The sequence below is a fragment of the Pseudomonas sp. 10-1B genome, assembly GCF_000935045.1.
Lineage (GTDB): Bacteria > Pseudomonadota > Gammaproteobacteria > Pseudomonadales > Pseudomonadaceae > Aquipseudomonas.
In genome coordinates, this window is the sequence record NZ_JYKS01000004.1 from 370,707 (window position 1) to 394,724 (window position 24,018).

20 protein-coding genes and 2 pseudogenes are annotated in these 24,018 nt (G+C 53.9%); 6 read left to right on the top strand and 16 right to left on the bottom strand.

Annotated features, from left to right (window positions below):
* Positions 1-121: 121 nt before the first annotated feature.
* The 4 genes from TZ03_RS28245 (at position 122) to TZ03_RS03625 (ending at position 2,816) form a co-directional block, all read left to right on the top strand.
* Positions 122-373 (top strand): helix-turn-helix domain-containing protein, encoded by a 252-nt coding sequence (locus tag TZ03_RS28245; RefSeq protein WP_082056528.1) that lies wholly within the window; start codon positions 122-124, stop codon positions 371-373.
* Positions 342-1,504 (top strand): IS3 family transposase gene (locus tag TZ03_RS28250; RefSeq protein WP_096010314.1). Its coding sequence is split into 2 segments (ribosomal slippage): positions 342-597 and positions 597-1,504, totalling 1,164 coding nucleotides; the frame shifts between segments, so codons are not numbered across the junction. The genes TZ03_RS28245 and TZ03_RS28250 overlap by 32 nt, the downstream gene beginning before the upstream one ends.
* Positions 1,505-1,828: 324 nt before the next feature.
* Positions 1,829-2,254 carry a hypothetical protein gene (locus TZ03_RS03620; RefSeq protein ID WP_051095764.1) on the top strand — a complete coding sequence of 142 codons (426 nt, stop codon included), beginning with the start codon at positions 1,829-1,831 and terminating at the stop codon, positions 2,252-2,254.
* Positions 2,255-2,462: 208 nt separating this feature from the next.
* The gene (locus tag TZ03_RS03625) at positions 2,463-2,816 is read left to right on the top strand and encodes a hypothetical protein (protein WP_051095765.1); all 354 of its coding nucleotides are present in this window, start codon (positions 2,463-2,465) and stop codon (positions 2,814-2,816) included.
* 931 nt (positions 2,817-3,747) lie between these two features.
* Here TZ03_RS03625 and TZ03_RS03630 read toward each other — a convergent pair.
* The 7 genes and pseudogenes from TZ03_RS03630 to TZ03_RS03660 all read right to left on the bottom strand — a co-directional run.
* Positions 3,748-4,035, bottom strand: a pseudogene (locus tag TZ03_RS03630) (group II intron reverse transcriptase/maturase); the annotation flags it as partial.
* A gap of 405 nt (positions 4,036-4,440) precedes the next feature.
* Positions 4,441-4,749 carry an IS66 family insertion sequence element accessory protein TnpB gene (gene tnpB / locus TZ03_RS03635; RefSeq protein WP_051095814.1) on the bottom strand — a complete coding sequence of 103 codons (309 nt, stop codon included), beginning with the start codon at positions 4,747-4,749 and terminating at the stop codon, positions 4,441-4,443.
* Between the two features lie 490 nt (positions 4,750-5,239).
* Positions 5,240-5,941 (bottom strand): TetR/AcrR family transcriptional regulator, encoded by a 702-nt coding sequence (locus tag TZ03_RS03640; protein ID WP_051095767.1) that lies wholly within the window; start codon positions 5,939-5,941, stop codon positions 5,240-5,242.
* A 23-nt stretch (positions 5,942-5,964) separates the two neighbouring features.
* Positions 5,965-6,960 carry a hypothetical protein gene (locus TZ03_RS03645; RefSeq protein ID WP_152645361.1) on the bottom strand — a complete coding sequence of 332 codons (996 nt, stop codon included), beginning with the start codon at positions 6,958-6,960 and terminating at the stop codon, positions 5,965-5,967.
* A gap of 144 nt (positions 6,961-7,104) precedes the next feature.
* Positions 7,105-8,463, bottom strand: a complete 1,359-nt coding sequence (locus TZ03_RS03650; protein WP_051095768.1) for a PucR family transcriptional regulator — start codon at positions 8,461-8,463, stop codon at positions 7,105-7,107.
* Between the two features lie 120 nt (positions 8,464-8,583).
* On the bottom strand, positions 8,584-9,588 hold the full coding sequence (locus TZ03_RS03655; RefSeq protein WP_051095769.1) for a transporter: 1,005 nt from the start codon (positions 9,586-9,588) through the stop codon (positions 8,584-8,586).
* A gap of 188 nt (positions 9,589-9,776) precedes the next feature.
* Entirely contained in the window at positions 9,777-11,255 is a 1,479-nt protein-coding gene (locus TZ03_RS03660; protein ID WP_051095770.1) for an aldehyde dehydrogenase family protein, read from the bottom strand.
* A gap of 598 nt (positions 11,256-11,853) precedes the next feature.
* Between TZ03_RS03660 and TZ03_RS03670 the strand changes: the two genes are divergently transcribed.
* Complete coding sequence (locus TZ03_RS03670) at positions 11,854-12,672, top strand: IclR family transcriptional regulator (protein ID WP_256250325.1); 819 nt, start codon at positions 11,854-11,856, stop codon at positions 12,670-12,672.
* A gap of 109 nt (positions 12,673-12,781) precedes the next feature.
* Here TZ03_RS03670 and TZ03_RS03675 read toward each other — a convergent pair whose 3' ends face one another.
* The 5 genes from TZ03_RS03675 to TZ03_RS03695 all read right to left on the bottom strand — a co-directional run bounded on the left by TZ03_RS03675 (position 12,782) and on the right by TZ03_RS03695 (position 18,587).
* Positions 12,782-14,032 (bottom strand): OprD family porin, encoded by a 1,251-nt coding sequence (locus TZ03_RS03675; protein WP_053388393.1) that lies wholly within the window; start codon positions 14,030-14,032, stop codon positions 12,782-12,784.
* Positions 14,033-14,115: 83 nt separating this feature from the next.
* The gene (locus tag TZ03_RS03680; protein WP_051095773.1) at positions 14,116-15,291 is read right to left on the bottom strand and encodes a 3-hydroxybenzoate 6-monooxygenase; all 1,176 of its coding nucleotides are present in this window, start codon (positions 15,289-15,291) and stop codon (positions 14,116-14,118) included.
* Complete coding sequence (locus TZ03_RS03685) at positions 15,288-16,145, bottom strand: fumarylacetoacetate hydrolase family protein (protein WP_051095774.1); 858 nt, start codon at positions 16,143-16,145, stop codon at positions 15,288-15,290. The genes TZ03_RS03680 and TZ03_RS03685 overlap by 4 nt, the downstream gene beginning before the upstream one ends.
* A gap of 2 nt (positions 16,146-16,147) precedes the next feature.
* Positions 16,148-17,185, bottom strand: coding sequence for a cupin domain-containing protein (locus tag TZ03_RS03690; protein WP_051095775.1), 1,038 nt, complete (start codon positions 17,183-17,185; stop codon positions 16,148-16,150).
* Between the two features lie 31 nt (positions 17,186-17,216).
* Positions 17,217-18,587 (bottom strand): MFS transporter, encoded by a 1,371-nt coding sequence (locus tag TZ03_RS03695; protein WP_051095776.1) that lies wholly within the window; start codon positions 18,585-18,587, stop codon positions 17,217-17,219.
* Between the two features lie 176 nt (positions 18,588-18,763).
* Here TZ03_RS03695 and TZ03_RS03700 point away from each other — a divergent pair, with 176 nt between their 5' ends.
* Positions 18,764-19,585, top strand: coding sequence for an IclR family transcriptional regulator (locus TZ03_RS03700; RefSeq protein ID WP_196997225.1), 822 nt, complete (start codon positions 18,764-18,766; stop codon positions 19,583-19,585).
* A gap of 28 nt (positions 19,586-19,613) precedes the next feature.
* Here the strand turns inward: TZ03_RS03700 and leuD are convergent, their stop codons facing one another.
* The 4 genes and pseudogenes from leuD to TZ03_RS31425 form a co-directional block, all read right to left on the bottom strand.
* Positions 19,614-20,255: a 3-isopropylmalate dehydratase small subunit gene (leuD, locus tag TZ03_RS03705; RefSeq protein ID WP_051095818.1), complete on the bottom strand. Its 642-nt coding sequence runs from the start codon at positions 20,253-20,255 to the stop codon at positions 19,614-19,616.
* Positions 20,256-20,272: 17 nt separating this feature from the next.
* Positions 20,273-21,676: a 3-isopropylmalate dehydratase large subunit gene (gene leuC / locus TZ03_RS03710; protein WP_201775707.1), complete on the bottom strand. Its 1,404-nt coding sequence runs from the start codon at positions 21,674-21,676 to the stop codon at positions 20,273-20,275.
* A 176-nt stretch (positions 21,677-21,852) separates the two neighbouring features.
* Complete coding sequence (locus tag TZ03_RS27945) at positions 21,853-22,635, bottom strand: ferredoxin reductase (RefSeq protein WP_146050511.1); 783 nt, start codon at positions 22,633-22,635, stop codon at positions 21,853-21,855.
* Positions 22,636-22,937: 302 nt separating this feature from the next.
* Positions 22,938-24,005, bottom strand: a pseudogene (locus tag TZ03_RS31425) (reverse transcriptase domain-containing protein); the annotation flags it as partial.
* Between the last annotated feature and the right edge of the window lie 13 nt (positions 24,006-24,018).

The following is a 24,018-nucleotide window of genomic DNA, read 5'->3' on the forward strand; positions in this document are numbered from 1 at the left end:
TACTGTATATAGATACAGCGCCCAAGGTAAACACGATGACCGCCGACATCTTTGAATTCCCACAAAGGCCGAGCTCTGATACTCCTTGGGATTACTTGGAGCTGCTTTTAAATAACCACCCTTGCCCTTCAAGAGCGCCCACTGCGAACCAGCGCGTTCCCTGCTTGGTTGGAGCGTAGAAGCTTTGGCATTCCGCTCGGGTGTCTCGCCAAACGCAATCAGACGTATCGAGAAAGGGGCCGAGCTGCGCCGCGTCACGATGCAGGCTCTCGCCCATTGTAGTGGTCTAATGAAACCGGACACCCATTTAGGCGACAATGCTCGCCACAGAGAGGTGTCTGATGACCAAGCAACGTCGTACCTTTACTCCTGAATTCAAGCGGGAAGCTGCCTGCCTGGTGCTCGACCAAGGCTACAGCCACGCCGAAGCCGCCCGCTCGCTCGGCTTGGTCGAGTCAGCCCTACGCCGTTGGGTTAACCAGCTTCAGCAGGAGCGCGGCGGCATCACGCCGGCGAGCAAAGCGTTGACCCCAGAGCAGCAAAAGATCCAGGAGCTGGAAGCACGGATCACGCGCCTGGAGCGCGAGAAGTCGATACTAAAAAAGGCTACCGCGCTCTTGATGTCGGAAGATCTCGAGCGCATACGCTGATTCGTCAGCTTAGCGCCCATGAACCCGTTGATTTCCTGTGCGAAGTGTTTGAAATCACTCGCTCAACTTATTACGCGCATCGCCACAAAAGGCGGACGCCTGACGTTGAGCGCCTGAAGTTGCGCAGTCGAGTGAATGAGCTATTCACACGAAGTCGAGGTGCACCCGGCAGCCGCAGCATCAAGTCAATGCTGCAAGATGAAGGTGAGAAAATCGGACGATTCAAGGTGCGCAGCCTGATGCGTGAGCTGTCGCTGGTCAGCAAACAGCCAGGGTCACACGCTTACAAGAAAGCAACGGTGGAGCGGCCGGACATTCCGAATGTGTTGAACCGAGCGTTTGATGTCGACGCGCCAAATCAGGTCTGGTGTGGCGACATCACCTACATTTGGGCGCAGGGTAAATGGCACTATCTGGCGGTTGTCCTCGATCTCTATGCGCGGCGCGTGGTGGGCTGGGCTTTGTCAGAAAGACCGGATGCAGATTTGGTCATCAGGGCGCTGGACGTAGCGTACGAACAACGTGGAAAGCCCCATGGGCTGCTATTTCACTCCGATCAGGGATCGCAATATGGTAGCCGTCAGTTCCGCCAGCGGTTGTGGCGCTACCGCATGCGCCAGAGCATGAGCCGCCGAGGCAACTGCTGGGATAATGCGCCGATGGAGCGGGTGTTTCGCAGCTTGAAAACAGAGTGGATGCCGGTCACGGGCTACCTGACCGGACAGCAAGCTCAGCGAGATATTAGCCAGTACCTGATGGATCATTACAACTGGATAAGACCCCATCAGTTCAACGATGGGCTGGCTCCGGCCAAAGCTGAGGAAAAACTCAAAACTGTGTCCGGGATTAGTTGACCACTACACATACTCTCGAGGCAAAGGTCTGGTGTTCTTCCCCAATCACCCACCAGTGCGAGCCGATAACTGCCGCGGCGCCACACCTGACCCGAAAAACCGAGACGATTTTCACCTGTTTGAGTGACCGGATCCCTCAGCGTCCCCGCTGCAGCCGCCGACCGAACTGTGGCAGGAAGGCGGTAAAGATCAGGATGGCCTCCGGGTTGCCTCACGACTTTGTATACCGCCTGCACCCTCTCACTTTGCACTTGGAGCCCCCCTAAAGCTTTCCCCGAACTGGCCGAACTAGACGGATATCCTCCAAATCAAGGAGAAGGACACATGGGTTACGACTCTCGCGATACAGCAGCAATTAACGCAGCCATCGCAGCAGGCTTTGACTGCTCACTCTCGGGAACTGTCGAGGCCGACGATCAGGTCTTCGTGCACTCGATTAAATGCCCCTCCCTGCCCGACAGCCAGGACAACGGAAAGCTCCTCGCCAATGCCATCGAAGCCCTCACGAGAATTTACCCCGGCGATACGGTGTGGGTAGATGTCCTTAGTGAGGACCTCCCGCAATATGTTCAAGACGCTGTTGATAGCTTGGTCGGCTTCGGCACTCGAGTCATCATCACCCACAATGGAAGCGCTACCCACGGGAACGACCCGCGCCTCGCGGAGGCTCTCTGCAACGCTGTCAGAAGAGCAAATGTCGGCGGCGCACTCTGGCACCCCATCGAGAAAGAGTTCGTAAGATCGTTCTAAGGCGTCTGCCCTCCCGGCCGAAGGCCGTGCGGCCTACCAGCAAATACCCCGATTGTGCTGGGGTATTAGGCGGAAATCGGCTGCAACCCTTGGAGTACAAGGCATTCAACAGTTATGCACGTTGATGCATATGCATTCATCCGGGCGCTGGATGGCATGGTTAGGCGCCCGGTGTTCCCCATTTTTGCCTCAACACAAGGAGCCCTGTATGCCCCCGCTCACCAAGTCCCCAGCGCTACCAAAAATCGAAGTAGTCCAAGACAGGAAAAGCTTCAAGGTCGATTGGGATTACCAGCACGCCCCTGAGAGCGACGCTTTGTTTGAAAACCGCGAGTTTCTTGAAGGCTATATTCTTGGGGCCATCGACGCCTTAGGCATTTCCCGAGAAAACATCTCATGCCTGAGTGCAGAAGCCGGGACAGTGAAGAGTCTACCTCAGGAGTTAGCTGATCGCCTGGCCGAACTGATCAAGCATAAACTGCACTCCGTTGTCACCGAAGCCCATCGCTGCTTGGCCAACCACGCGAAACTGCCCCACGTTCGCCTGGCTCAGGGAGACTGACTGGCGACGGCCAGGGGTTTGAACCCGCCCGACATGCACCGGAGACTTCGATAGGTCAGCAAAAACAGCTATGCTCGTCTTCGCAAATCGCCTACCCGGGCCTGAAGCGCCCCTAAATTTGCCCTAAGAATTCTCGTACCTGGAGCATGCGCATGGATGACCAAGCCTCAACCACAGCTGACACGCTTGAGCTGTTGCATCTGAACCAGGTCGCCATCAGAGCAGCTCTGGAGGAGCTCTCGCTACGGGTGAGCCATCGCGGATGAATTTCGAGAATTAAAGCGTAAAACTGTCGCAGACTGTAAAAATTCACCTTGGCCGCCACGTGCTAGAGAATTAAAACTGGCGCAGCCTTCTACCACGGCGCTTTGGCGGTAATTTCCCCCTTCAGTTCTGGGCAGTTGCTAACGACTTGAAGCATCGGAAAGCGGTCCTCCGGCAGCTATGAGCCGTGCCCTACTCACACCACAAGTCAACGCCTCAGTCATCGGTTCATTAGGGCGGGAGTCGAATGCTTCCTCGTGCACGGCTGTCCCGGAAGGCGCGTAGAGCCTGCGCGGGAAAGTCTTACCTGCACATCCAGGTAAGAGATCACCCAGCCCTTCCGGGCTGCGCTATCGCGCAGCAAACAGGATGCGCATGACTTTAGATCTGCACTGACATCGAGATCTAGAAAAGCATTCGGCGACTGATCCGGGTAGGTCAGCCGCCGAATGCTTTGCTATGGTTCCCAATGCGCGGGAAAGAGGCCGTAGACCGCACTGGTGTGCAGCTTTGCTCCCGAATGAGAGAGTGGCCCAAATGGCATCGGCGTTAGTCCCTGTCGGCACAGCTTGCTGTGACCACGTATAGAAGAGTGGACACTTCGCCGCCATTGACCCCGCGCACCTGTTTTTTCTTTTTGAAGAACAGTGGGTTACCTATTGTTTGATAGAAGCAGCTTGACGACGGTCTGAGCTACACGATCAGCCACTGTTGGAATACCCAGCTTGCGTTTGCCTCCTGATTGCTTCGGAATCTCCACTTGCCGAACCGGCGGCGGTAAATAAGAACCCGATGACATCCGGTTCCACAGCTTGTAGAGGTTCCGTTGCAGCTTCTGCTCAAACTGGGCAATAGATTGTTCGTCTATCCCAGCGGCTCCTCGATTGGCTTTCACACTCTGGTAAGCTTCCCAAACTGTCAACTTGGAAATATCGTACGACTTTGCTGTGCTCATGCCGCTCCTCCTCGCCATAGCGAGTTGACGGCATGAGTCAGCCGGGCAACGCCATCCCTTCGCTCCGCTCTCATTACAAGAGGTTCATCACTACTACGAATGGCTCCCCCCTGGACCTTTGCATTGGTATTCTTCCTCGCGGTAGTAGCCGCTTGTCATTTCCCTTAGCATCAAAGGCCAGGTTCTCACGTTTCATATCAAAGCCTGTATTGAGCTCATGCCACCTATACACCGGCTGCCATCTGGACAGTAGACAGGTATCTTCCAGACTGATCCCGAGGCTACTGGGCGACCTCGGTTTTGACAGCACTTGAATATTTAACGATGCGTCTTCGGACGGTTTGCTTTCGCTCATCTTCTCAATACGTACCTGACGCCATCATTGGCGCCGTTTCCAACGGTCGCTCACCACCGCGCCTTTTGAACGCAGCAGCACCGGGTGGTTTGAAGCCGGCTCCTGCAAGCAGACTCCGGGAGACCTACTCCCATCTTTGATACAGCATCGCTGGCTGACGCCAGCATTCGTGACACACCCCAATAAAGGATCTTCACGCGATTGCGTGGTTTGTTGAGGAACACGAAAAGTACCGGGTCGAACACGGCCACCTTGATATCAAGTTCCACTAGAACGGCCAGCCCGTCGATGGATTTTCGGAAGTCGACGGGCTTGGGATAGAGGTAAACCTTTTCGACTTTGGCGTCGGGTCGCATCATGGTGAATGGGCTCCTGAGAAATTGGAGCACAGCATCGGACATCAACAAGCGGCTTTGAATGTGGGGTTCATGGCGCGCGTACAGTTTTCTGTGACATACCGAGAGTAGGACCGCGCGTATGATGCCCTGCCTCTACGCCAAGTCCTCTAAGCGAGGACCGTTTGAGTGAACGCGTGCGAGAAGCCTGGTCGCTGAGATAGTGGCAATGCTGGAACTCAGTACCGGCGGTGCGGCAGCTTTTATCATTTCGGCGCGGCAGCAACGATTATGTTTTGTCAGGTTTGAGTTTAAGAACGGCATTAGCGTCAACTGAAGGAGCGTCTAAACCACCTCATTTTACTTATCTGAAAAAAGACATCCATGTCCTGAAGAAGGTACCACTCGCCGAGACCCCTTAGCCGGGCGTTATGACACCTAAAAAGTCACTGGCAGCTCGAAAAATCTACTTTACGAACAGCGAACCCCTACCGGAGAATAAGGTGCGGGTATACTAACACACAGGCCCGCGAGATACCCCAAGACCCGCCAAAATGTGCTGAACCAAGCTTTGAACGGCGCTTGATGAACGAGCACCCTCAAGAATTTTCCGTAGCAAGTATAGGATGCCACCCATAATACCATCGACGGTAGAATCAACATCATCAACAAGGAAGATCTTGGCCTCCTTACCGATCCTTATGTCTCGAGCCAAATGATTTCCCACCACGTCCATCATTTCACTAATACTGTAGGCCGAGTGAATAAAAAACCATCCCCACACTGGATCGGCAACTCCTTTGTGAAGGATTAGACGAATTTTAACATCAAGAATTTCAGCGATGCCCCCTTCCATTGGAGGAATCGAGTCCAGCGTTTGTAACATCAACAATGTTTCATCAATGAACACCGCCCGCGCAATCTCTTTCTTACTAGAAAAATAGTTATAGAAAGAACCAAACGAAACACCAGCCTCTTCAGTAATATCGTTAATTGCGGTGGACTCTATGCCCTTACACCCGAATACAGACCGGGCCGCACAAAGCAATTTGCTCCTGGTGCGAATCCTAGCCTTTTTGTTGATTCTATACTGCCGAGGCTCAGCGCATGGTAAATCAGCGTTTCGCAGCTTGAATACGTGAGATTGTTTTCCCGATATCTCAGCTGCGACCGGAATCTCACTTACTCCGGTCGCAGGCTTCTCTTCTTTACTCATACAGGTTAGCAGTGCTTGGATTGTTATTTGACGGCATCATTGATGTGCCGACTATTAACATCTTCCGGGCTCTCGGATCCTGCCGAGTCTGTGGAACGCAGATGCGGACAACCGCCTTGCATCTGGCGAGCCTTCAGGGCTGAAAATGGGCAACCCTTAGTTTGAGAATTTCGGGTCTTCAGTCGGCGCTCCTCGAAGGTGTCTAGAGGGTCCGGCAAGACATTTTCACCGAACCAAAAGAACCAAGCGGTCAGCTTCCTTAGCACGGCAGTTCCTACAGCTGACGGCCGCTTTATCGAAAAGGCTTTCAGCACGTGCTCTGGATAAAGGGACGCGATCCACTTGTAGACCAAAGGGTGCAGAATCTTCGGGAAGTAGCGATCGGCAAACTGACTCATGATGGCTTCAGCAGCAGGTGGCCCTATTTTGTGAGGTGGGACCTCTTCGGCCTCCCATTTGTCCATGAATTCCATGATGCCATCAAACGAATCAGGGAACCCGACTAACTCTTCGCCTGTGCCTGCGTTACGAAATACTTTAGACATGTTTGTCCAGTAGTGAACCGCAGCCAACTTCTCTTTATCGGAAAAACCAGTTAAACCTACTCGACGAAGAAGCCTATGCATGCCAGCAGCTTCATAACACAAGGTATAAATATAAGTGCCATTGCGGCTAAAACTTTCTGAGAATTTTTTAGCGTAATGCTCATGAAGCTTATTAATGGACTCGACGTTTTTCAAAGTTAATTCATGTGATGATCCATAGTTCCACCAAACCTGCATTTTCCAAGACGTATCGTCAGCCCTCGCGTCTCGACGGCTTAGAATCTTCCCTGAGCCTTCATCAAACAATGGCAGGGCATCGAGTTCACGCACAAAGAAGTGAGGGAACGTGACGGTGTAAATCAAGTTCATGATGAAATCGTTGGGCCGATAGGCGGATGACAGCTTCCAGATCTCATCAAAGTCGGTGGTAGGATCAAGGCTATTGATGCGCTTAGCGATCCACTTTCTAGGCATGTTCAAGACCTCATCTTGTTATTGTTTTGATATTTTAACTGACTCCTATTAGATGCTATGCCTCTCAGACCTACGTGTCATTAGACACCGAGTACAAATTTTTTCGAAAAATTCGTACTAAGGTACAGGAGATGCCAGAAAGGTTTAGTCGCGCGATTTCAGCTCAAGCAATGCCAGTGCGCAGCTCAATGAAAAATCAAATTCCTTTATCGGTTTGCCCAGGATATCTTCAACAGCTTGCAGTCGATACACAACCGTATTTCGATGAATGCCTAAACTTTCCGCAGCATGCAGTAAGCTATTTCCTGAAAGCAGATAACTCTTGAGAGTTTCTCTATAGCTCTCGACTTTTTTATCAGTGCTTGCCAACTCTCCCAGCGTAGATTGTACAAACCAGTCTGTAAGCTCTTTATTCCTGATGAAAATTGCCGTAGCAGCGTGGGTAGGCCATTGTAATACCCTACCAACTGAGAACTGCTTTCCTACCTCCAACAACGCACGAGCTTGTACGTGAGATCGCCTGAAGCCCTCAATGCCTCTGACTGTCTCCCCTAAGCAGTAAGTTCCGACCTCCGCGGACTTTAAAGAAGTAGTCAGATTGGAAATTTGATTTTTCAATGGCGGAGTGCCGGTTGCAATCCAAAGCCATGCTCCATCTGCCTGAGGCAAGTGAACCAAGCTAGAATTTGAAATTAGCTCACTGATGGCCCGCTGGGTATATTTGGTAGCTTTAGAAGCAGCACGAGCGGAAGAGATTATGATGGCAGTGTAAAATTTATCAGGATCTACCCCTAGGTTACTCTTAAAAGCCTCGACCACTTCCGATCCGATAGACGATCCGCCTTCTATAAGTTCTTCCACTAGTCTTCGCTTCGAAACAAGAGACTCTTCCAGCAATAACTCTTTTTCGGCCAGGCAACCTTCAAAAAAATCTTTAACTGCATCATCAAATACTAGCGCCAGCATCACAACCAGCTGCGAGATATTCTGGCGCTCAATTGATAAGTCTAAGGAATCTAAAATTTCCTTAGTCCAGAGCCCCTGCATCTCTCTTATGCCTTGAACGATGCTTTCAAAATATACATCCATGCGCACTGCCTTATATGCCATCGCGCGCATAGATTCAGACAATCCGACATCAGCATCCTGGCCCGACATTCTGACGAGCAGTTGCAATATCAGAAGCTCAAGGCTCTTAAGAACCTCCGTCTCAGGGAAGCTATCAAGGTATGAAAACTTTGATTTAGCCACAGCCAGTGAGCGCTGAGACAACTCTAGCCCCCATGCAACTTCTTTCTCACCAACCTTGGAAATGGCAAGTTCCAGAATTACCGGTGCAACAATAGCTTGGCTTAAAACCTGATCTGCCCTGCACGAGGGTTGAAAGTAAGCGAAGACAGATCTCAAGTTTTCCATGTAATCCCCGATCAACCGAGAGCCGAACACTGCAGGTTTCGATTTCATAATCATCAGGAATAGTATAGCAGCTTGAAGCCTAGACATGCCGAAGCTCATGAAGCTGAGCTTTCGGCTCCGTAAACGTCAAAAGTAATCGAATGCTCTGGCATCCGATTACCTTGTTTATGCTTGCGCATTCACTTGTTGGCGATCCGCTTATCCAAGCTAGAACATATGCAACCAGCGAAGGGTTACAGAGTTTTCTACCTTAAATCTATTTTCCACGTTTGACTCGCGATAGGCCGTCACAAAAAACTTATCTTTATCAAAGTCAACGACTAGACCAGGACCAAAACCGAGCGTTTTTTCTTTGGAATCCGAGATACTATGCCCGTTGATCTGGTCGTCTGTAATTTGCTTCAGGTAATAGCCGCTGACGCCCACAGTGAGATAATCGTTAACTTTATAACCAAAATTATAGTTAATCGATGCACTCTGCCCGGCTTGCGTATCGTCAACACCCTCGTCGAGAGGGAGACTGCTCGCTGGGTCATTGTTTTTGAAGTTGTAGTAATACTGAGGCCGGAGGCTAATCGACCACTTGGGGCTGAGTAGGAATGTCATCGCCCAGTATGTGTGAATGGACCAGAAATTGTTGCCAATATTGAAATCTTTATCGTTGTCGTACTTTCCAACTGGCATTGTCACGCCGGCATTCAGTCGCGAAACAAAGAACGGATTCCCATTTATTGTAATCGGGTCATACTGAACGAACAGCGACACCGTTGGATCGCCCAACCCAAATCCATTGTCCTTGAGTTTTACCCCTGGAAATGGTGGCGCATTTTGAAAGCTCGCATCCAGCGAGGCCATCGGCACGATCACATCAACGCCAGGGTGACCACCCAAGATCTTTTGATCTGTTTTAAACAGATAACTGTACTGACTGATAACGGAATAGACATCCATTTTTGGATCATTAAAAATAGGGATATCTTTCCCATCACCATCTTTCATGCCTTTATTGTGAGCATATGAAATATACGTCTGCCAGGCACTGTCTCCCGGCTGTCCCCCAAAGCCGTCATAAAAGCTTGTCGCTCCTAAGTTCAAACCAGTAGGAAGTGTAACAGTTGGCTGGACAGCGAACGCCTTGCTTACATCAAAGGCAACAAGTCCAGTCGCAGCTATCGCTGCAAGTGCATAACTACGCATAACTTTAGCCATCATCACGAACCGCCTTATTTTTATTTGAACGGCATTAAGTGCGAGCAGATTAAATGAAATTCTGCCTCAAGCAACCTGTCGAATTATTTGAAATTAATTTCACTTTCCAATCTAGCGAGCTCTCGCTGGGTCTTGCCTCTTGATACCGAAAAAGCGGAGCCGCCGTTCCCCGCTTTCTCAGAAAAAGCTTCTCAGAAAGGATAATTGTGACCTGCTTGCTGCCAGGTTACCCAGTGAGCTCTGGTGAACTCGTCGATGGCATAGCTTCCGTTGAATCGACCTAGGCCAGAGTTTTTCTCCCCTCCAAAGGGCGCGTTTGGCTGGTCGTCGATGGTGATGTCGTTGATATGAGTAATGCCTGCAACGATACCGCTTGCGAAGCGCAAGCCGCGATCCATGTCTCGCGTAAACACAGCGCTCGAAAGCCCGAACTCGCTGGAGTTAGAGAGCTCCAAAGCATGCTCTTCGTTTTGAGAAATGACCAAAGGCATGATCGGCCCGAATGTTTCGTCGTACGCCAGCTCGTGATGTGGTGCTACCCGTCCATAAACATGTGGTGGAAGAACCAAGCCTGATGCAGCTCCGCTATGGAGGCACTCAAGACCATCGCGGTTTGCTCGGGTGATTTTGTTGAGCAAACCAGTCAGTTGGCTCTGGCTCACAACTGGTCCGATCACCGTTTCAGCCAGGTTAGGGTCACCCACAGAAAGCTTCTGAACTCGCTCCACTACGAGGGCGGCAAAGTCGTTATAGATCTTTTGATCAACGATGACCCGATTGACACTCATGCAGACTTGGCCCTGATGCAGGAAGCGACCCACCACTGCCGCATGGGCTGCGGCCTCCATGTCGGCGTCGTCCAATACGACCAGTGGGGCGTTACCACCAAGTTCGAGGGCTACGCGCTTGATGTATTTTCCGCCGACAGCAATGCGCCCCACACTGCGGCCGATGTCTGTCGATCCTGTAAACGAAATCAAACTTGGAACGGAGTGTTCTACGAAGGCATCACCGATTTCGGAACCGGCGCCAACGATCACGTTTACCACCCCTGGCGGGAAGCCAGCTTCCTCAAACAGGTGGGCTATCAAAAGACCTCCGGTAATGGCCGTATCGCTAGCTGGCTTCAAGACTACGGTATTGCCTAGTGCTACCGCTGGCACTACTGAGCGCATGCTGAGATAGAGCGGGAAATTCCAGGGGCTGATGACACCAATGACCCCGAGCGGTTCACGAAATACGAAGCTTTGCTTGCCCGGTTTATAGCTGGTAAGGACTTTACCTTCCACCTGGTACGGGAGAGTGGCGCTTTCACGAACCATGCTAATGGTATGGAAACACTCGAAGGTTGCTTTTCCACGGGTACTGCCTGACTCGCGAATAAGCCAGTCAATAATTTCATCGCTACGGGACTCCATGACCGAAGCCAAAGCATTCACCAGCGCGACACGCTCAGCAGGAGCTACCTTCGCCCACTGCTGCTGAGCCTGCTTCGACCCTTGATAGGCCTCATCAAGGTCCTGTACAGATCCAAGCTGCATGTCGAGCAACTGCTCATTGTTATAGGGGTTGCGGTCGTCGAGACGACGTTCCGAGCGTCCCATGCTCCAATTGCCGTTGATAAATTGCTGGCCGGTGATTTTGTACGGAAGCAGTGTCGGCTTATTCATTTCTAACAACCTTCCTATCGATGATTTGGCTACGGAGTGTTCGAGATCAGACACCTTGAGCTTGCTGCTCAGCGAGGCTGTCCTGTGCCGGCTCAGGTTTCTTTACGTACGCGCGCGTGACCCGGTTAGTCCGATCAGCACTTGGCGAAAGGCAGCAGACCGCTCTGGGTATAGCGCCCGAAATGGCACCCAAAATTTGGCGGGTCGCATAGGACCAGAGGGCAGAGGATTGCGGGGTGCCCGCTGTGAGGGCCGCTTGTCTGGAGGCCCTCGCCAAAGCTGCGCCCAATTGCCAGGCAGGGCTGTGCAGAAGCAAAGGGGCCACGGGTATCGCGACAAGCGTGAGAGGCAGCAGCAGAGCCTTCTCTAGCTCGCGAGAGGGGCTGCTAAGGTCGGCAGGCAGAGCTTGGCTCATGAGTGGGTACCTCGCACTTCAAGGTGATTTTTGTAAGAATTGGTGCAATACGATAATTCCGCTTTTTTTGATCCGCGTCAACAGAGTTATCTCATTAGGATAGTTTTTGTTTTCTTGGCGAGAGGCGGTTTCCCTGTACACTCCGCTGGTACTAGCCAGCAACAGGTTTAGAGGAGATTCGCGGTGCGGCATGAGTCCCGTGACACCCAAGATAGAGGGCCCGAGGAAGGAAAATCGGGCTCGCTGAATCGCTTAATGCTTCTGCTTGAACTTTTCAGCAGAGAGGGAAAAAGTGATTGGTCAGTAGACGAAGCGGCCATCGAGCTAGGGCTTTCGGCTAGCCATACATACCGTTATTTCCGCACCCTCTCAGGCGCTGGCTACATCAGCGCCTTCACCCCTGGGCGCTATGTACTCGGCCCTGCAATCATCGCGCTGGATAGGAAAATGCGGACAGGCGATCCGATGATTCAGGCGGCCCGATCACTGATGAATGAAATGCTTGTGCCTGCTCCAGCAGGCTGCATCGCAATTCTGTGCCGATATTTCCAAGGCCAGGTCATGTGCGTTCATGAGGAGTTCACCACTCGCTTCCAGCACGACGTTAGCTACGAGCGCGGACTTCCACGGCCTCTATACCAAGGCGCGGCATCGAAGGTCATTCTTGCTCACCTCCCTCTGCGACAAGTGAAAGCCTTCTATGAGGAAGTACCGAAGGAGTTCGAGCGCTTCCACCTAGGTGCAAACTGGTCCGAATTGAAGCAGGCGTTACGAGCACTCAGGGAGCAACAGGCTGTGATCACTTCAGGCGAGTTGGGCAACAGTGCGGCTGGCATCTCGGCGGCGATCTTCGATGACAAACGGGTGATCGGAAGCATAAGCCTTGTAGTACCAGCAGCCCTAGCATCTGATGAGGTGAAAGCTCAGTTGGCTCCCGTAGTAGCTGCTGCGGCTCAGACAATGAGCAACACGATGGCTGCTCTGGCGGCGAACTCTCTCTGATTAGTCCTTCATGGCAAGGTCGGCAGTGCGGGGCAGCGGCAGTGCGCCGGAGTACTGCCGGTATCACAACCGAACAGACACTGGGTGCTGCGCTGTTCCATTAGAAGCTTCAAAGCACATCCCAGGTGTAGCTGAAGATGATCCGATACTCGTCTATGTCAGTGCGATAATTCGAGCGCGCAGCCGCGTTCCGAAGGCGAATACCCAGTCCTTGAAGTGAGCCGCTCTGCACTACGTAAGAGAGATCAAGGTCTCGCTCTGTGTCCTTCCCTTCATAGCCTCGCCCGGTCTTCACATTGCCCCCGGCCACGTAGCGCGCGGTAAGCGCTAGGCCTGGGATACCCACTGCGACGAAGTCGTAGCGGTACTTGAGCTGATACGAGATTTCGTCGGTAAACGAAAAGTCGTAAGTGGGCAGTTCATTGCTCAACGGTGCAATATTTGCGAACACGCGCGGGAAAGCCGTTTCACCGTACATCCGCTGGTAACCCAACGAGAATGTATGACCTGCCTTCGTTGCGGAAACCATGCCATGAAGCGCCCGGTTGTCCACATCGCCGATCAAATGGGCGCCGTCTTCAACCGCATCATAGAGCCCGAGAATGCCTGCCAATGACCAAGAGCCCAGAGAGCCTTTATGCTCAACCCCGAGGTACGTCTGGCGATAAATGTCCTCCAACTGACCTATCCATCCGCTCAGCGTCGTTCTGTTGCCGTTGAACGTGTAATCCCCACCAACATAATTAAAAGCATCGCTGCTGGCATTGCGTTGAGGGATGTGGCCAAGCATGGCAATGAGCTTTTCGTCGCCAGCCTCGTTGCGCAAGCTGGTGGAATTCAAGTGACCACCTTGAAGCTTCAACCCCTTGAACTCTGTACTGCTTAATGAAATGCCCTGGTAAGAGGGAGGCAGCAGGCGTATGTCGCTGAAGGTGAGAAGAGGGTTATCCGGGAAGAGCTCGCCGACACGCAATTCCGTGTTCGACAACCTGGCTTTGAATGTCAGCCCTAACCGGCTGTACTCATCGGCGGGGTGGCCGTCATCCTGGACGGGTAGCAATCCAACGCCTACGCGCCCAGGTCCGCTATCCAGCTTTATGCCCAATGTAGCTGTAGCATCGACGCCCAAGCCAAGGCTGCCAGGCGTATAGCCCGACTTGAAGTTGAAAATGAATCCCTGAGCCCATTCTTCCGCCTTCGAGCGCTCCGTACCCCTGATATCGGAGTAGTTGCGTTGGAAGTAGTAGCTTCGGGTTTGTAGTGTTGCCGTGGCTTCGGACAGAAATGCCGGCGCGTCGCCGGCAATGCAGCGCTCAGTAAGGCAAAGCGCTGCCAGCAAGGTAGCGTATCTCGCGTTCATGAGTTCACTCGTTATTGTTTTTGTAAGACGAGAACTTCAAAAGACAACCTGCGGAGGTCGGGTTCGACCTCCGCAGGCTTGATTCAGATCACCGCGTCATAAAGCCAGCTCAGCCCGTCGTAAGCCTGTTCGGCCGTACGCTTCGCAAGCATTCCATTACGCAGCTCCGCTACAACTCCTTCTGCGTGATAGAAGTCACCGTGGACACGGGCCATCACTTGGCACCGTCCGGTGCGCAGATAGCGACGAGCCTGGTATTTTTCAAAGGCCCCGGCATAACAACCATTGGCCCTGGACATTTCATCGGCGAGTACAACTGCGTCTTCCATGGCCATGCATGCGCCTTGTGCCAGGTACTGCAACATTGGGTGAGCAGCGTCACCTAGGAGCACGGTCCGCCCCGAGCACCACTGCTTGACCGGCTGACGATCACACAACACCCACATGCGCCAGCTGTCGATTTTGTACAGCAAGGCCTGCACCGTTGGGCAGGTACCGGCGAAGCGTTTGATTAACTCATCGCGATCACCCTCGGTGTTCCACCCTTCGACATATTTATCACTGTGGAACACCGCCACCAGGTTGAACAGTTTGCCGCCACGCAGTGGGTACTGAACCAAGTGGCACTTCGGTCCCCCCCAAAGAATCATGGCATTTCGGCGGAACTCGACCGGCACATCCTCAATAGGCAGGACTGCTCTGTAGGCGATATGGCCGGATACGACTGGGGCGCCATCACCTACGATTCGTTCCCTTACTTTGGACCACAGACCATCCGCGCCGATTAGGGCACTAGCCTGAAAAGTCTCACCTTTATCGGTGAACACGTTCACGGAGGTCCCCGTGTCCTCGTAGCTTATGACCTTCGTCGCTACCTGAAATTGAACCAACTCAGATTCACGGCAGGCCTCCAGCAGAACGCTGTGCAGGTCGGCACGATGGACCAGGGAATACGGATACTTGAAACGGTCGCGGAAGGCGGCGCCTGTTGGGATCGAAGTGATCTGCTTTTCGGTAACACCATCCATAAAGATCAGGTCGTCGGGCAGCACCGCCAACTCGGCTACCTTATCGGCGATACCCAGCGTCTCCAGCACACGATAGCCATTTGGGCCTACCTGGATGCCCGCGCCTACTTCACGAAACTCATTCGCCTGCTCAATCAGACGTGATGCGATACCTTTCTGCGAGAGAGCGAGAGCGGCCGCCAGGCCTCCGATACCTCCACCGACGATAACGACTGGATTGGCCTGGCTCATGACTGCACTACCTCAACGCTCAACTGGCCAATGTTGTCGATGCGAGCATTGATTCGATCACCGGCAACAATGGGTGCCACGCCCTCCGGAGTGCCTGTGAACAGCAAGTCACCCGGCTCCAGGGTGTAGTACTGGGAAGCGAACTCGATCAGCTCGGCTACATCCATGATGAGGTCACGGGTATTAGCGTGCTGTCGCTTTTCGCCGTTGATGTCCAGGACCATTTCCAGTGCATGAGGATCGGACAGCTCATCTGCAGTAACCAACCAAGGGCCAAGCACGGTGTAGGTGTCCAGAGACTTGCGCAGGCTTCGCTCTTCCGGACCACGGATAGTGATATCCAGGCCGATGCTGTAACCAGCAACGTAGGAAAGTGCGTCACGAGCGCTGACATTCTTAGCGCGTTTCCCAATTACTGCTACCAACTCGATCTCATGATCGGTACGGCGTTCGGGCAAACCGATGACGACCTGTTGGCCGGCGCCGATCAGCGAGCTCGTCGCTTTCAGGAAAAGACCAGTTTCCTGAATCTTCCTGACGTTCGCGCGTGTGAAGGTCGCTGGATCAGCGATCGCCTCGTCCAGGTGCGCTTGATAATTCACCGGCGCTGCGACGATTTTTCCAGGATTCGCCACTGGGCTAAGCAGTGTTACCTCGTTCAAAGGGAAGGACGATGCACCTTCTCTCAACCGAATAATTTCCGGCGTCAGCTGCTCCAGGTTGGTAATCAGCGCATCGGTCTGGGGATAGGGATAGCCCGAGGTCGGCAGCTGACGCAGTGCTTCAGAAACATCGTAAACGGTGTTGGCTTCGACGAGTCCGAGGCGATTGTCGTTAAAAAAGCAGAGTTTCATATTTACTCCTGGTTTTCTTCATCAGGGTTGTTTGTCTCGCTGCGCCAGAAGCCCAAATGCTCTTGCAGCGGTCGATCGGAGAAGCTGAACAGCACGCATCGCTCGTCTGTTTCAAATGAGCGCCATGCCCAGCCCGGAATGACGAACACATCGTCCTTGCAGGCAGTGAATTCTTGATCGCCAACTTGCACGCGCAGGCTCCCTTCCACGACGCAGCAAACGGCGCCATCGGTTTCGCGGAAACGCTGACCGCTAAAGCCCGCTGGGAACATCTGCATGAATGCCCCCATAGAGCGAATCGGCGATAGGCCGTTGGTGGGATTGGTGAACATCAACTTGATGCCCGAGCACTCGTCCACGTCCTTAGCGAGCGAAAGTTGTTCGAGAGCTGCGAGTGTTCGGGTGTACGGGTAGTGGAACAGCGGGCTGACAGGTCCCGACGGCTCATCGTTAACGGGACGTAGACCCGATGCAAAACGAGCGCTCGCATCACCCGTTGGATGGCTCAAAGCCTGGCGGGCTTGTGGATCGTCAGCTGAAAAGCCGGCGTTAAGAAGTTGCACCACTGGCACATCAAGGCCATCCAGCCACATGACCGGATCGTCACCTTCGGCGCCGTGGTCGTGAAACACGTTGGTAGGGGTGATCACGAAATCCCCTGGGTGCATCATGACTTTCTCGCCACGAACAGTGGTGTAGCCGCCTTGCCCACTGAGAATTAACCTGAGCGCAGAGGCCGTATGTCGGTGGCTCGGTGCAACCTCGCCAGGCAGGATCATCTGGATCCCGGCGTACAACGAGGATGTGGCCTGCGACTTGCCGCGCCGTGAAGGGTTTTCAAGCACCAGCACACGTCGCTCCGCATCCTCAGCAGAGATAACTTCGCAGGCCATTTTCATGTTCTGGCGGATGGTGTCAGCTCTCCAAACGGCGACATCATCGACCTGCTTGGGCTCACGCGGAGTGAGTCCTCTGAGCACCTCCCAGAGGGGGGTCATGTTGTCGCTCGCGATCAGTTCCCTGAATGCAGAGGTGGTCATGGGGTATCTCCTTTAACTTGCTGTGGAGGAATCAGTCCGCGGACAGTCCGGGTTTGCGCTGAAGCTTGGGCTGGGCGATATGGCGGCGGAACAACTGCAGCGCGAAGAAGGCCAGTACCATCATGGCGGCGAGGAAGCCGAAGAACCGTGCGCCTGACCCGGCCAAAATCCAGGGGCCTATGAACGCGCTGAGCACAGCCCCAGTTCGGCCGACTGCAGCCGGCAGACCAACACCACTGGCACGCATCGAGGTGGGAAAAATTTGTGCAGCAAGGACGAAGACCACTGCCTGGGTTCCTGGCACGCAGAGCCCCAGCAGCAACAGCACAACAGCGACCACTGGCAAGGTATTGACCTCTGGCCCGAGCGGGAGCGCCATCAGAGTCAGGCAACAAGCCACAGCCCCTACACACATAAGCAGCACGGTTCTGCGCGAGCCCAGGCGGCTGAACAACCATCCACCACCCACGCCACCAATCAATCCGCCCAAGCTGAATATGGACATGCTCGCGCTCGCCATGCCCACGCTGTAGCCGGCCTCCACGAACAGTGATGGAGACCAGGTGAACATCAGGTAGCTTGAGAGAATTACTGTAAAGAACGCGCACGCCAGGATGAGGGTGTCGCCACCGTACTCACTGGTGAGAACGGCTCCCCATGATGCGCGTGGTTGCTGGACTTTTTCGTGGCTGTCTTCGAATACCGTTTCGGCCTCAATGGGTTGTCCAAGGCGCTGGACAATGGACCGGCAATGCTCAGGTTTTCTGTTGCGAGCAACGAGGAAACGGAGTGATTCGGGCAAGCAAGGCACTAGCACGAATGCCAGCAGCACTGGTCCGCAGCCTGCAATTAGGAAGAACGTCCGCCACCCAAGAAGCGGAAGAACTTGAGAACCCAGTAGCCCGACCACAATGCCGCCGAACGGAAGCGCACTCATGCCGATCGCAATTGCGAGACTGCGGCGATGCAAGGGCGTGTATTCGGCAAGCATCGCTGTGACGTTTGGCATTGCGGCCCCCATTCCCAACGAGGCCAGCACCCGGCATACGCCTAAAAAAGTCACATCGTTGGCAAACGCACTGAGCATCGTCATGGCACCAAAAGTCAGTGTCGAGGCCACCAAGGTCCATTTCCGGCCAATGCGGTCACCCAACAACCCACCAAGCGCCGTGCCCAGTGCCATGGCGATAAAACTGAAGCCCAGAACTGGGGCAAAAGCGGCGCGACCAACACTCCACTCACCGGCGATGGTCGAGAGCGACAGACTCAGAACCTGAGCATCCACGCCGTCGAACATCATGACGAGCGCCACTGCGAGAAGGATTCTTTTCTGGAAAGGCGTCCACTGCCCGTGATCAAGGAGAGGGGCAATGTCCACGACGGGTAATGCGCGCTGATTCATGGCAGGCAGTCCAAGGCTGGTTTTTGTTATTTTTTACCGCCAAACGATAATTGTGCTTTTTTTGCTGAGTGTCAACGAAATTATTTCATTAGGATAATTTTGTCGTATTCCGGGGTGACGCCTTTGCTTGTACACTCGGGTTTTCACTTCAGAAGCAACGCGAAAAGGGGTTGGCGGTGAGTCGGCAGCAGGAGATCGATGTGCCAGAAAAACCACTCGAAGAAGGCAAAGGCAGCTCTCACGACCGCCTGATGCGTTTGCTTGAGCTCTTCAGTAGTGATGGGAAAAATGACTGGTCTGTAGACGAGGCGGCGGTCGAGCTTGGCTTGTCGGCTAGCCACACCTACCGCTACTTCCGTACGCTCTCGGGTGCGGGCTACATCAGCGCATTCACACCTGGACGCTATGTTCTTGGCCCAGCCATCATTGCTCTGGACAGGAAAATGAGGACTGGCGACCCGATGATTCAGGCCGCCAGAGCGGTGATGAATGAAATGCTCTCCTCGGGGCCGGACGGCTGCACAGCGATTCTGTGCCGCTACTACCGAGAGCAGGTGATGTGCGTGCACGAGGAATTCAAAACTCGCTTCGCTCAAGAGATCAGCTATGAGCGCGGACTGCCAAGGCCCCTCTACCAAGGTGCAGCGTCCAAAGCCATCCTCGCCCATCTGCCCCTGCGGCAGGTCAAGGCCTACTACGAAGATGTACCCGTTGAATTCCAACGTTTCCACTTGGGCTCGAACTGGACCGAGGTCAAACAGGCCCTACGTCGTCTGAGATCGCAGCAAGTAGTTATGACGGCAGGCGATCTAGGCCACAGCGCGGCGGGGATCTCGGCGCCCATCTTCGATGACAAACGAGTCATTGGCAGCATTAGCTTGGTAATCCCAGTGGCAGCAGCCTCGGATCAACTGAAGGACAGACTCGCTCCCGTGGTCGCAGTTGCTGGTCATACCATGAGCCGGGCGATGGCCGAGCTGGCTGCTCACTCAGCTTGAATAGCTGATCGCAGCCAAGCTCAATCACTTATTCAGGAAACAGCCAAGGCTCGCTAAGCCGCCGGCGTAGCTCGTAAGCCCTGACGTCATTTGCGTGTTCCAGAGCAACGCTGATTTCATCCAATCCTTCTAGCAGGCATTTTTTGCGGAAGGCATCGATCTCGAATATGTCGACTTCACCATCTGAACTCACTACCCGCTGTCCCAGCAGATCAACCGTCAGCGTGAGGGGCAATTCTGCTTCTGCCAGGTCAAACAACTGGTCAACACGCGACTTGGCTAATACGACTGGCAGAAGTCCATTTTTAAGGCAATTGCCCTGGAATATTTCCGCAAAACTGCTGCTGATCAAGACCTTGATTCCGAAGTCACGCAAGGCCCAAGGGGCATGCTCACGACTTGAACCGCAGCCGAAGTTCTCGCGGCAGAGCAGTATCTGCGCGGATCTGAACGAGGCCTTGTTGAGCACGAAGTCCTTGGCGAGAGGACGAAGGGAGCAGTCATCTCCCGGCTGGCCTTCGTCCTCATAACGCCAGTTATCGAACAGATAATCTCCATAGCCATACTTGCTGATGAGCTTCATGTACTGCTTAGGCAGGATGGCGTCGGTATCCACATTGGCCCGATCAAGCGGGGCCACTACACCGCTGAACGTCTCAAAATTTTTCAATTCTGAAGTCTCCGTGCTCATAAGGTTCGAGGGTCGACAAAGTGACCCGCCAGAGCTGCTGCCGCAGCGGTAACCGGGCTGACGAGATGTGTCCTTCCACCTTGGCCTTGTCGGCCTTCGAAGTTACGATTCGATGTGGAAGCACAACGCTCACCTGGCAACAATCTGTCCTCATTCATGCCAAGGCACATCGAACATCCTGGCTCTCTCCATTCGAATCCAGCATCGCTAAAGACTTTGTCCAAGCCCTCAGCCTCTGCCATCGCCTTGACTGCCTGGGAGCCAGGCACTACCAAAGCTTGGCGAATGCGCTTGGAGATTTTCCGACCCTCGACGATGCGTGCAGCTGCCCGAAGGTCTTCCAGTCGTGCATTTGTGCACGAGCCAATGAAAATCTTGTCCAGCTCCACGGCTTGGATCTGGGTACCTCCTTGCAACCCCATGTACTCCAGGGCATGAACCATAGCTTGGCGAATGCTCATATCAGGTTCATCTAGGGGGTCGGGAATTTGACCCGTCACATCGCACGTCATTTGCGGAGATGTACCCCATGAAACCTGCGCAGTAATCTCGCGGGCATCTAAGCGAAGCGTCTTGTCGAAAATAGCTCCCTCATCGCTGCGAAGGCCGCGCCAGTACAGACACGCTGCATCCCACGCTTCACCCTTAGGGGCGTATGAGCGACCGTGGAGATAGGTCAGAGTAATTTCATCTACACCGATGAGGCCGACACGGGCGCCGGCCTCAATGGCCATGTTGCACAGGGTCATGCGCGCCTCCATCGACATTCCCCGTACGGTCGAACCACTGAACTCGATCGCATAACCCGTGGCACCAGCGGCCCCGATCTTTCGAATTATGAACAGTGCCAGATCCTTAGCCGTTACACGCCATGGCAAGGTACCCTCGATCTGGATGTTCATGGTCGCCATACGGGAGACAAGTAAGCACTGCGTAGCCAGTACCTGTTCGATTTCAGAAGTACCAATACCAAATGCCAGCGCAGCAAATGCACCGTGCGTGCTGGTGTGGGAGTCGCCACAGACAATAGTCATGCCTGGTAACGTGGCACCCAGTTCGGGTCCCGTTACGTGAAGAATGCCCTGGCCATGCTCACCGAGACGGTATTGCTTCAGGCCGAACGTCTCGCAGTTTCGCTCCAACGTTTGTACCTGGGTTCTCGCTAATGGATCGCGAATTCCCATCTCCAGCTCACGAGTGGGGACATTGTGATCGGAGGTAGCAATCACTGTGTCTCCCCGCCAGGGGCGGCGGCCGGCGACGGATAATCCTTCGAAAGCCTGGGGGCTCGTAACTTCATTGACCAAATGACGATCAATGTAGAGCACGGCCGAGCCGGCCGGCCCTTCCCGTACGGTATGGGCATTCCATAGCTTGTGAAGTAGTGTTTTGGGCATTATTGAAACTTCCAGGTATGGGCGCTTGTGTTCACGAAGGTTGGCCACCTCCAGCTACTGGACTGCTGATCGGTGCATGCTCAACGCTTATCGCCTTAGCGTGGTTTGCCGGGTAAGTGTTGGGGGGCCGAGTAAGTTCGGATGACTGAAGCCATGGACCATCGGTCCTATTCAGCTCCTTACGACTTATGGCCCCATGTAGCCCCTTTCATCGAAAGGGGATTCAAGGTCACGCGCTGTGGCGGCCCCCTGAGACTGCCGATGGTTTCATCGCTGACGATTGCGGAAGGATATGGGGAGGCAGATTCTTCTGAATCCGTGAATGCCTCGTACCTTAGGTTTTCGGGTGGCAAGCCGCTCTGCACCCAGTATTTCCTGACCGCGTCTAGCATGCGGAGTGGTCCGCACACGTAGACCAAAGTGCCTTCATCAACGCTATCGATAATGGCATCAATACTGAGCCTCTCCTGAAGATCCCCTGCGTAGAACTGCAGGTTTTCACCGAGCAGGTTATGCAGCTCACACAAGAACGCAGCCTGTGAATGTGCCTTTGCGGCATAGTGCATATCAACCTGTTTCCCACTTGCTACCAAGCTACGGACGATCCCTAACAGTGACGTGACCCCAATGCCTCCGGTAATCAACACGTATCTCATAGCGCCGTAGCTCAATGGCAGCGAGTTTCCATTACTGGTGATCGGAACCTCATCGCCTGGAAGCAGGCACCACATGTATGCAGAGCCACCACGGCTTTGCGGTTCAAGTTTTACCGCAATCGTCAGGACCTGGGCATGAGGATCGTACTCCACGACCGAATACGTTCGGCTCAAGGTGAACGGCTCATTCGGCACTGCAAAAATCACATGGCTCCCGGCTTCGAGATCAAGCTTGCGATCCAGCTGAAAGCGTAAGGCTTTGATATCTAGGGCAGAATAGAACGTATCAATGACTCGCGCGGCCACGTGCTCCCCTTCTGTCCTCAACGTTTTGAGTCGGAGCTGCTCGGGTTCCAGGGGGTAGATTGGATTACACACAGGCTGCTTCTCCTGCACATGCGGAGCGACCAGAATTATTGTCAGGCGACAATAATGCTAAAAAAAACCGATATCAAGACAAATTATCCTAATGAGATAATTGTGCGTTTTCAGCTTATACTCGGATTCGGACCATGACGGCTGGTCAGTCGTGGTGGGTTGAGAGCTCCCCTCGCCATTGATGCGTCCCTTTCACCGCCGACGTCAGAGCGCGCGATAGACAGACGTCATAAGGCCCCCTGAGGGGATTCCTTGGTAGCAGCTACCCTACGGCCATCTTCCATTACTCCCGCCTGAAGCCATTTGCAGATAAGCCCGAGCAGGCGCCGGTCTGCAATCCGGTGTCCCAGAAACATCAGCATCCATTCATGGTCGATCTCATCAAAGAACGACGTGATATCCGCATCCAATATCCAGTTCACCTTCTGGCCTTTGAGCGCGACCGTTAATGCATCCAGCGCATCGTGCTGGCTGCGTCCCGGTCGAAACCCGTACGAGAATCCTAGAAAGTCTTCTTCATAGATCGCATTCAGAACGGTAACGACTGCCTGCTGTACGATCTTGTCCTCCAGAGAGGCAATGCCCAACGGGCGCTGCCTGCCATCGGCTTTGGGAATGTAGACCCGCCGCGATGGCGTTGCTCGATAGGTTCCACCGTGGAGCCTTGCGTGCAGATCGGTTACCCGCTGGAGAAGACCTTCCTCGTATTCCCGCCACGACATGCCGTCCGCACCTACCGCTGCATCGCGGCGCAGGGCATAGAAACTCTGCGCCAATAACTGCGGTGTGATGTGATGCAGCAGTGCCGTGAACTGCATGCCCTTGTTCCTTCGGGCTGCTTCACGTACACCTTCAAGTCCCATCGACGCGCTACTGATCCGGCTCAGTGTCCGGGGCGCGGGGGGCCTGTCGGTGTTTCCCTTGGCTACGTCCCTTTCCTCCACAATCTCCGCAGGGCCAGGCCCTTTGTTCGACGGCTTCTCAGGTACTACGGACGTATCCGACTTCTCGGCGGCGTGGGCAGCAGGGTTACGGCTTTTGGCCTTTCCTGCTCCGGCCGGTGCTTGCGCACCGGGCACCGCTGAGATCTCCCAGTTTCTGTGCGAAAGACTTCCCGACGTGCACAGGGTCTCCGACCGCGCGGGATCAGAGCATGACTGGCGTATAACGCCATGCTCCGTATTGCCTTCTGCTTCGCTTAACAGCATCGGCATCCCGAATTCCTGATTACGCGGCTCAATGGCTGGCCCATCGGTTTCCCCTGTCAACGCTTCACCCTGCACCTCACGGTGCAACATGCATGACTCGGGG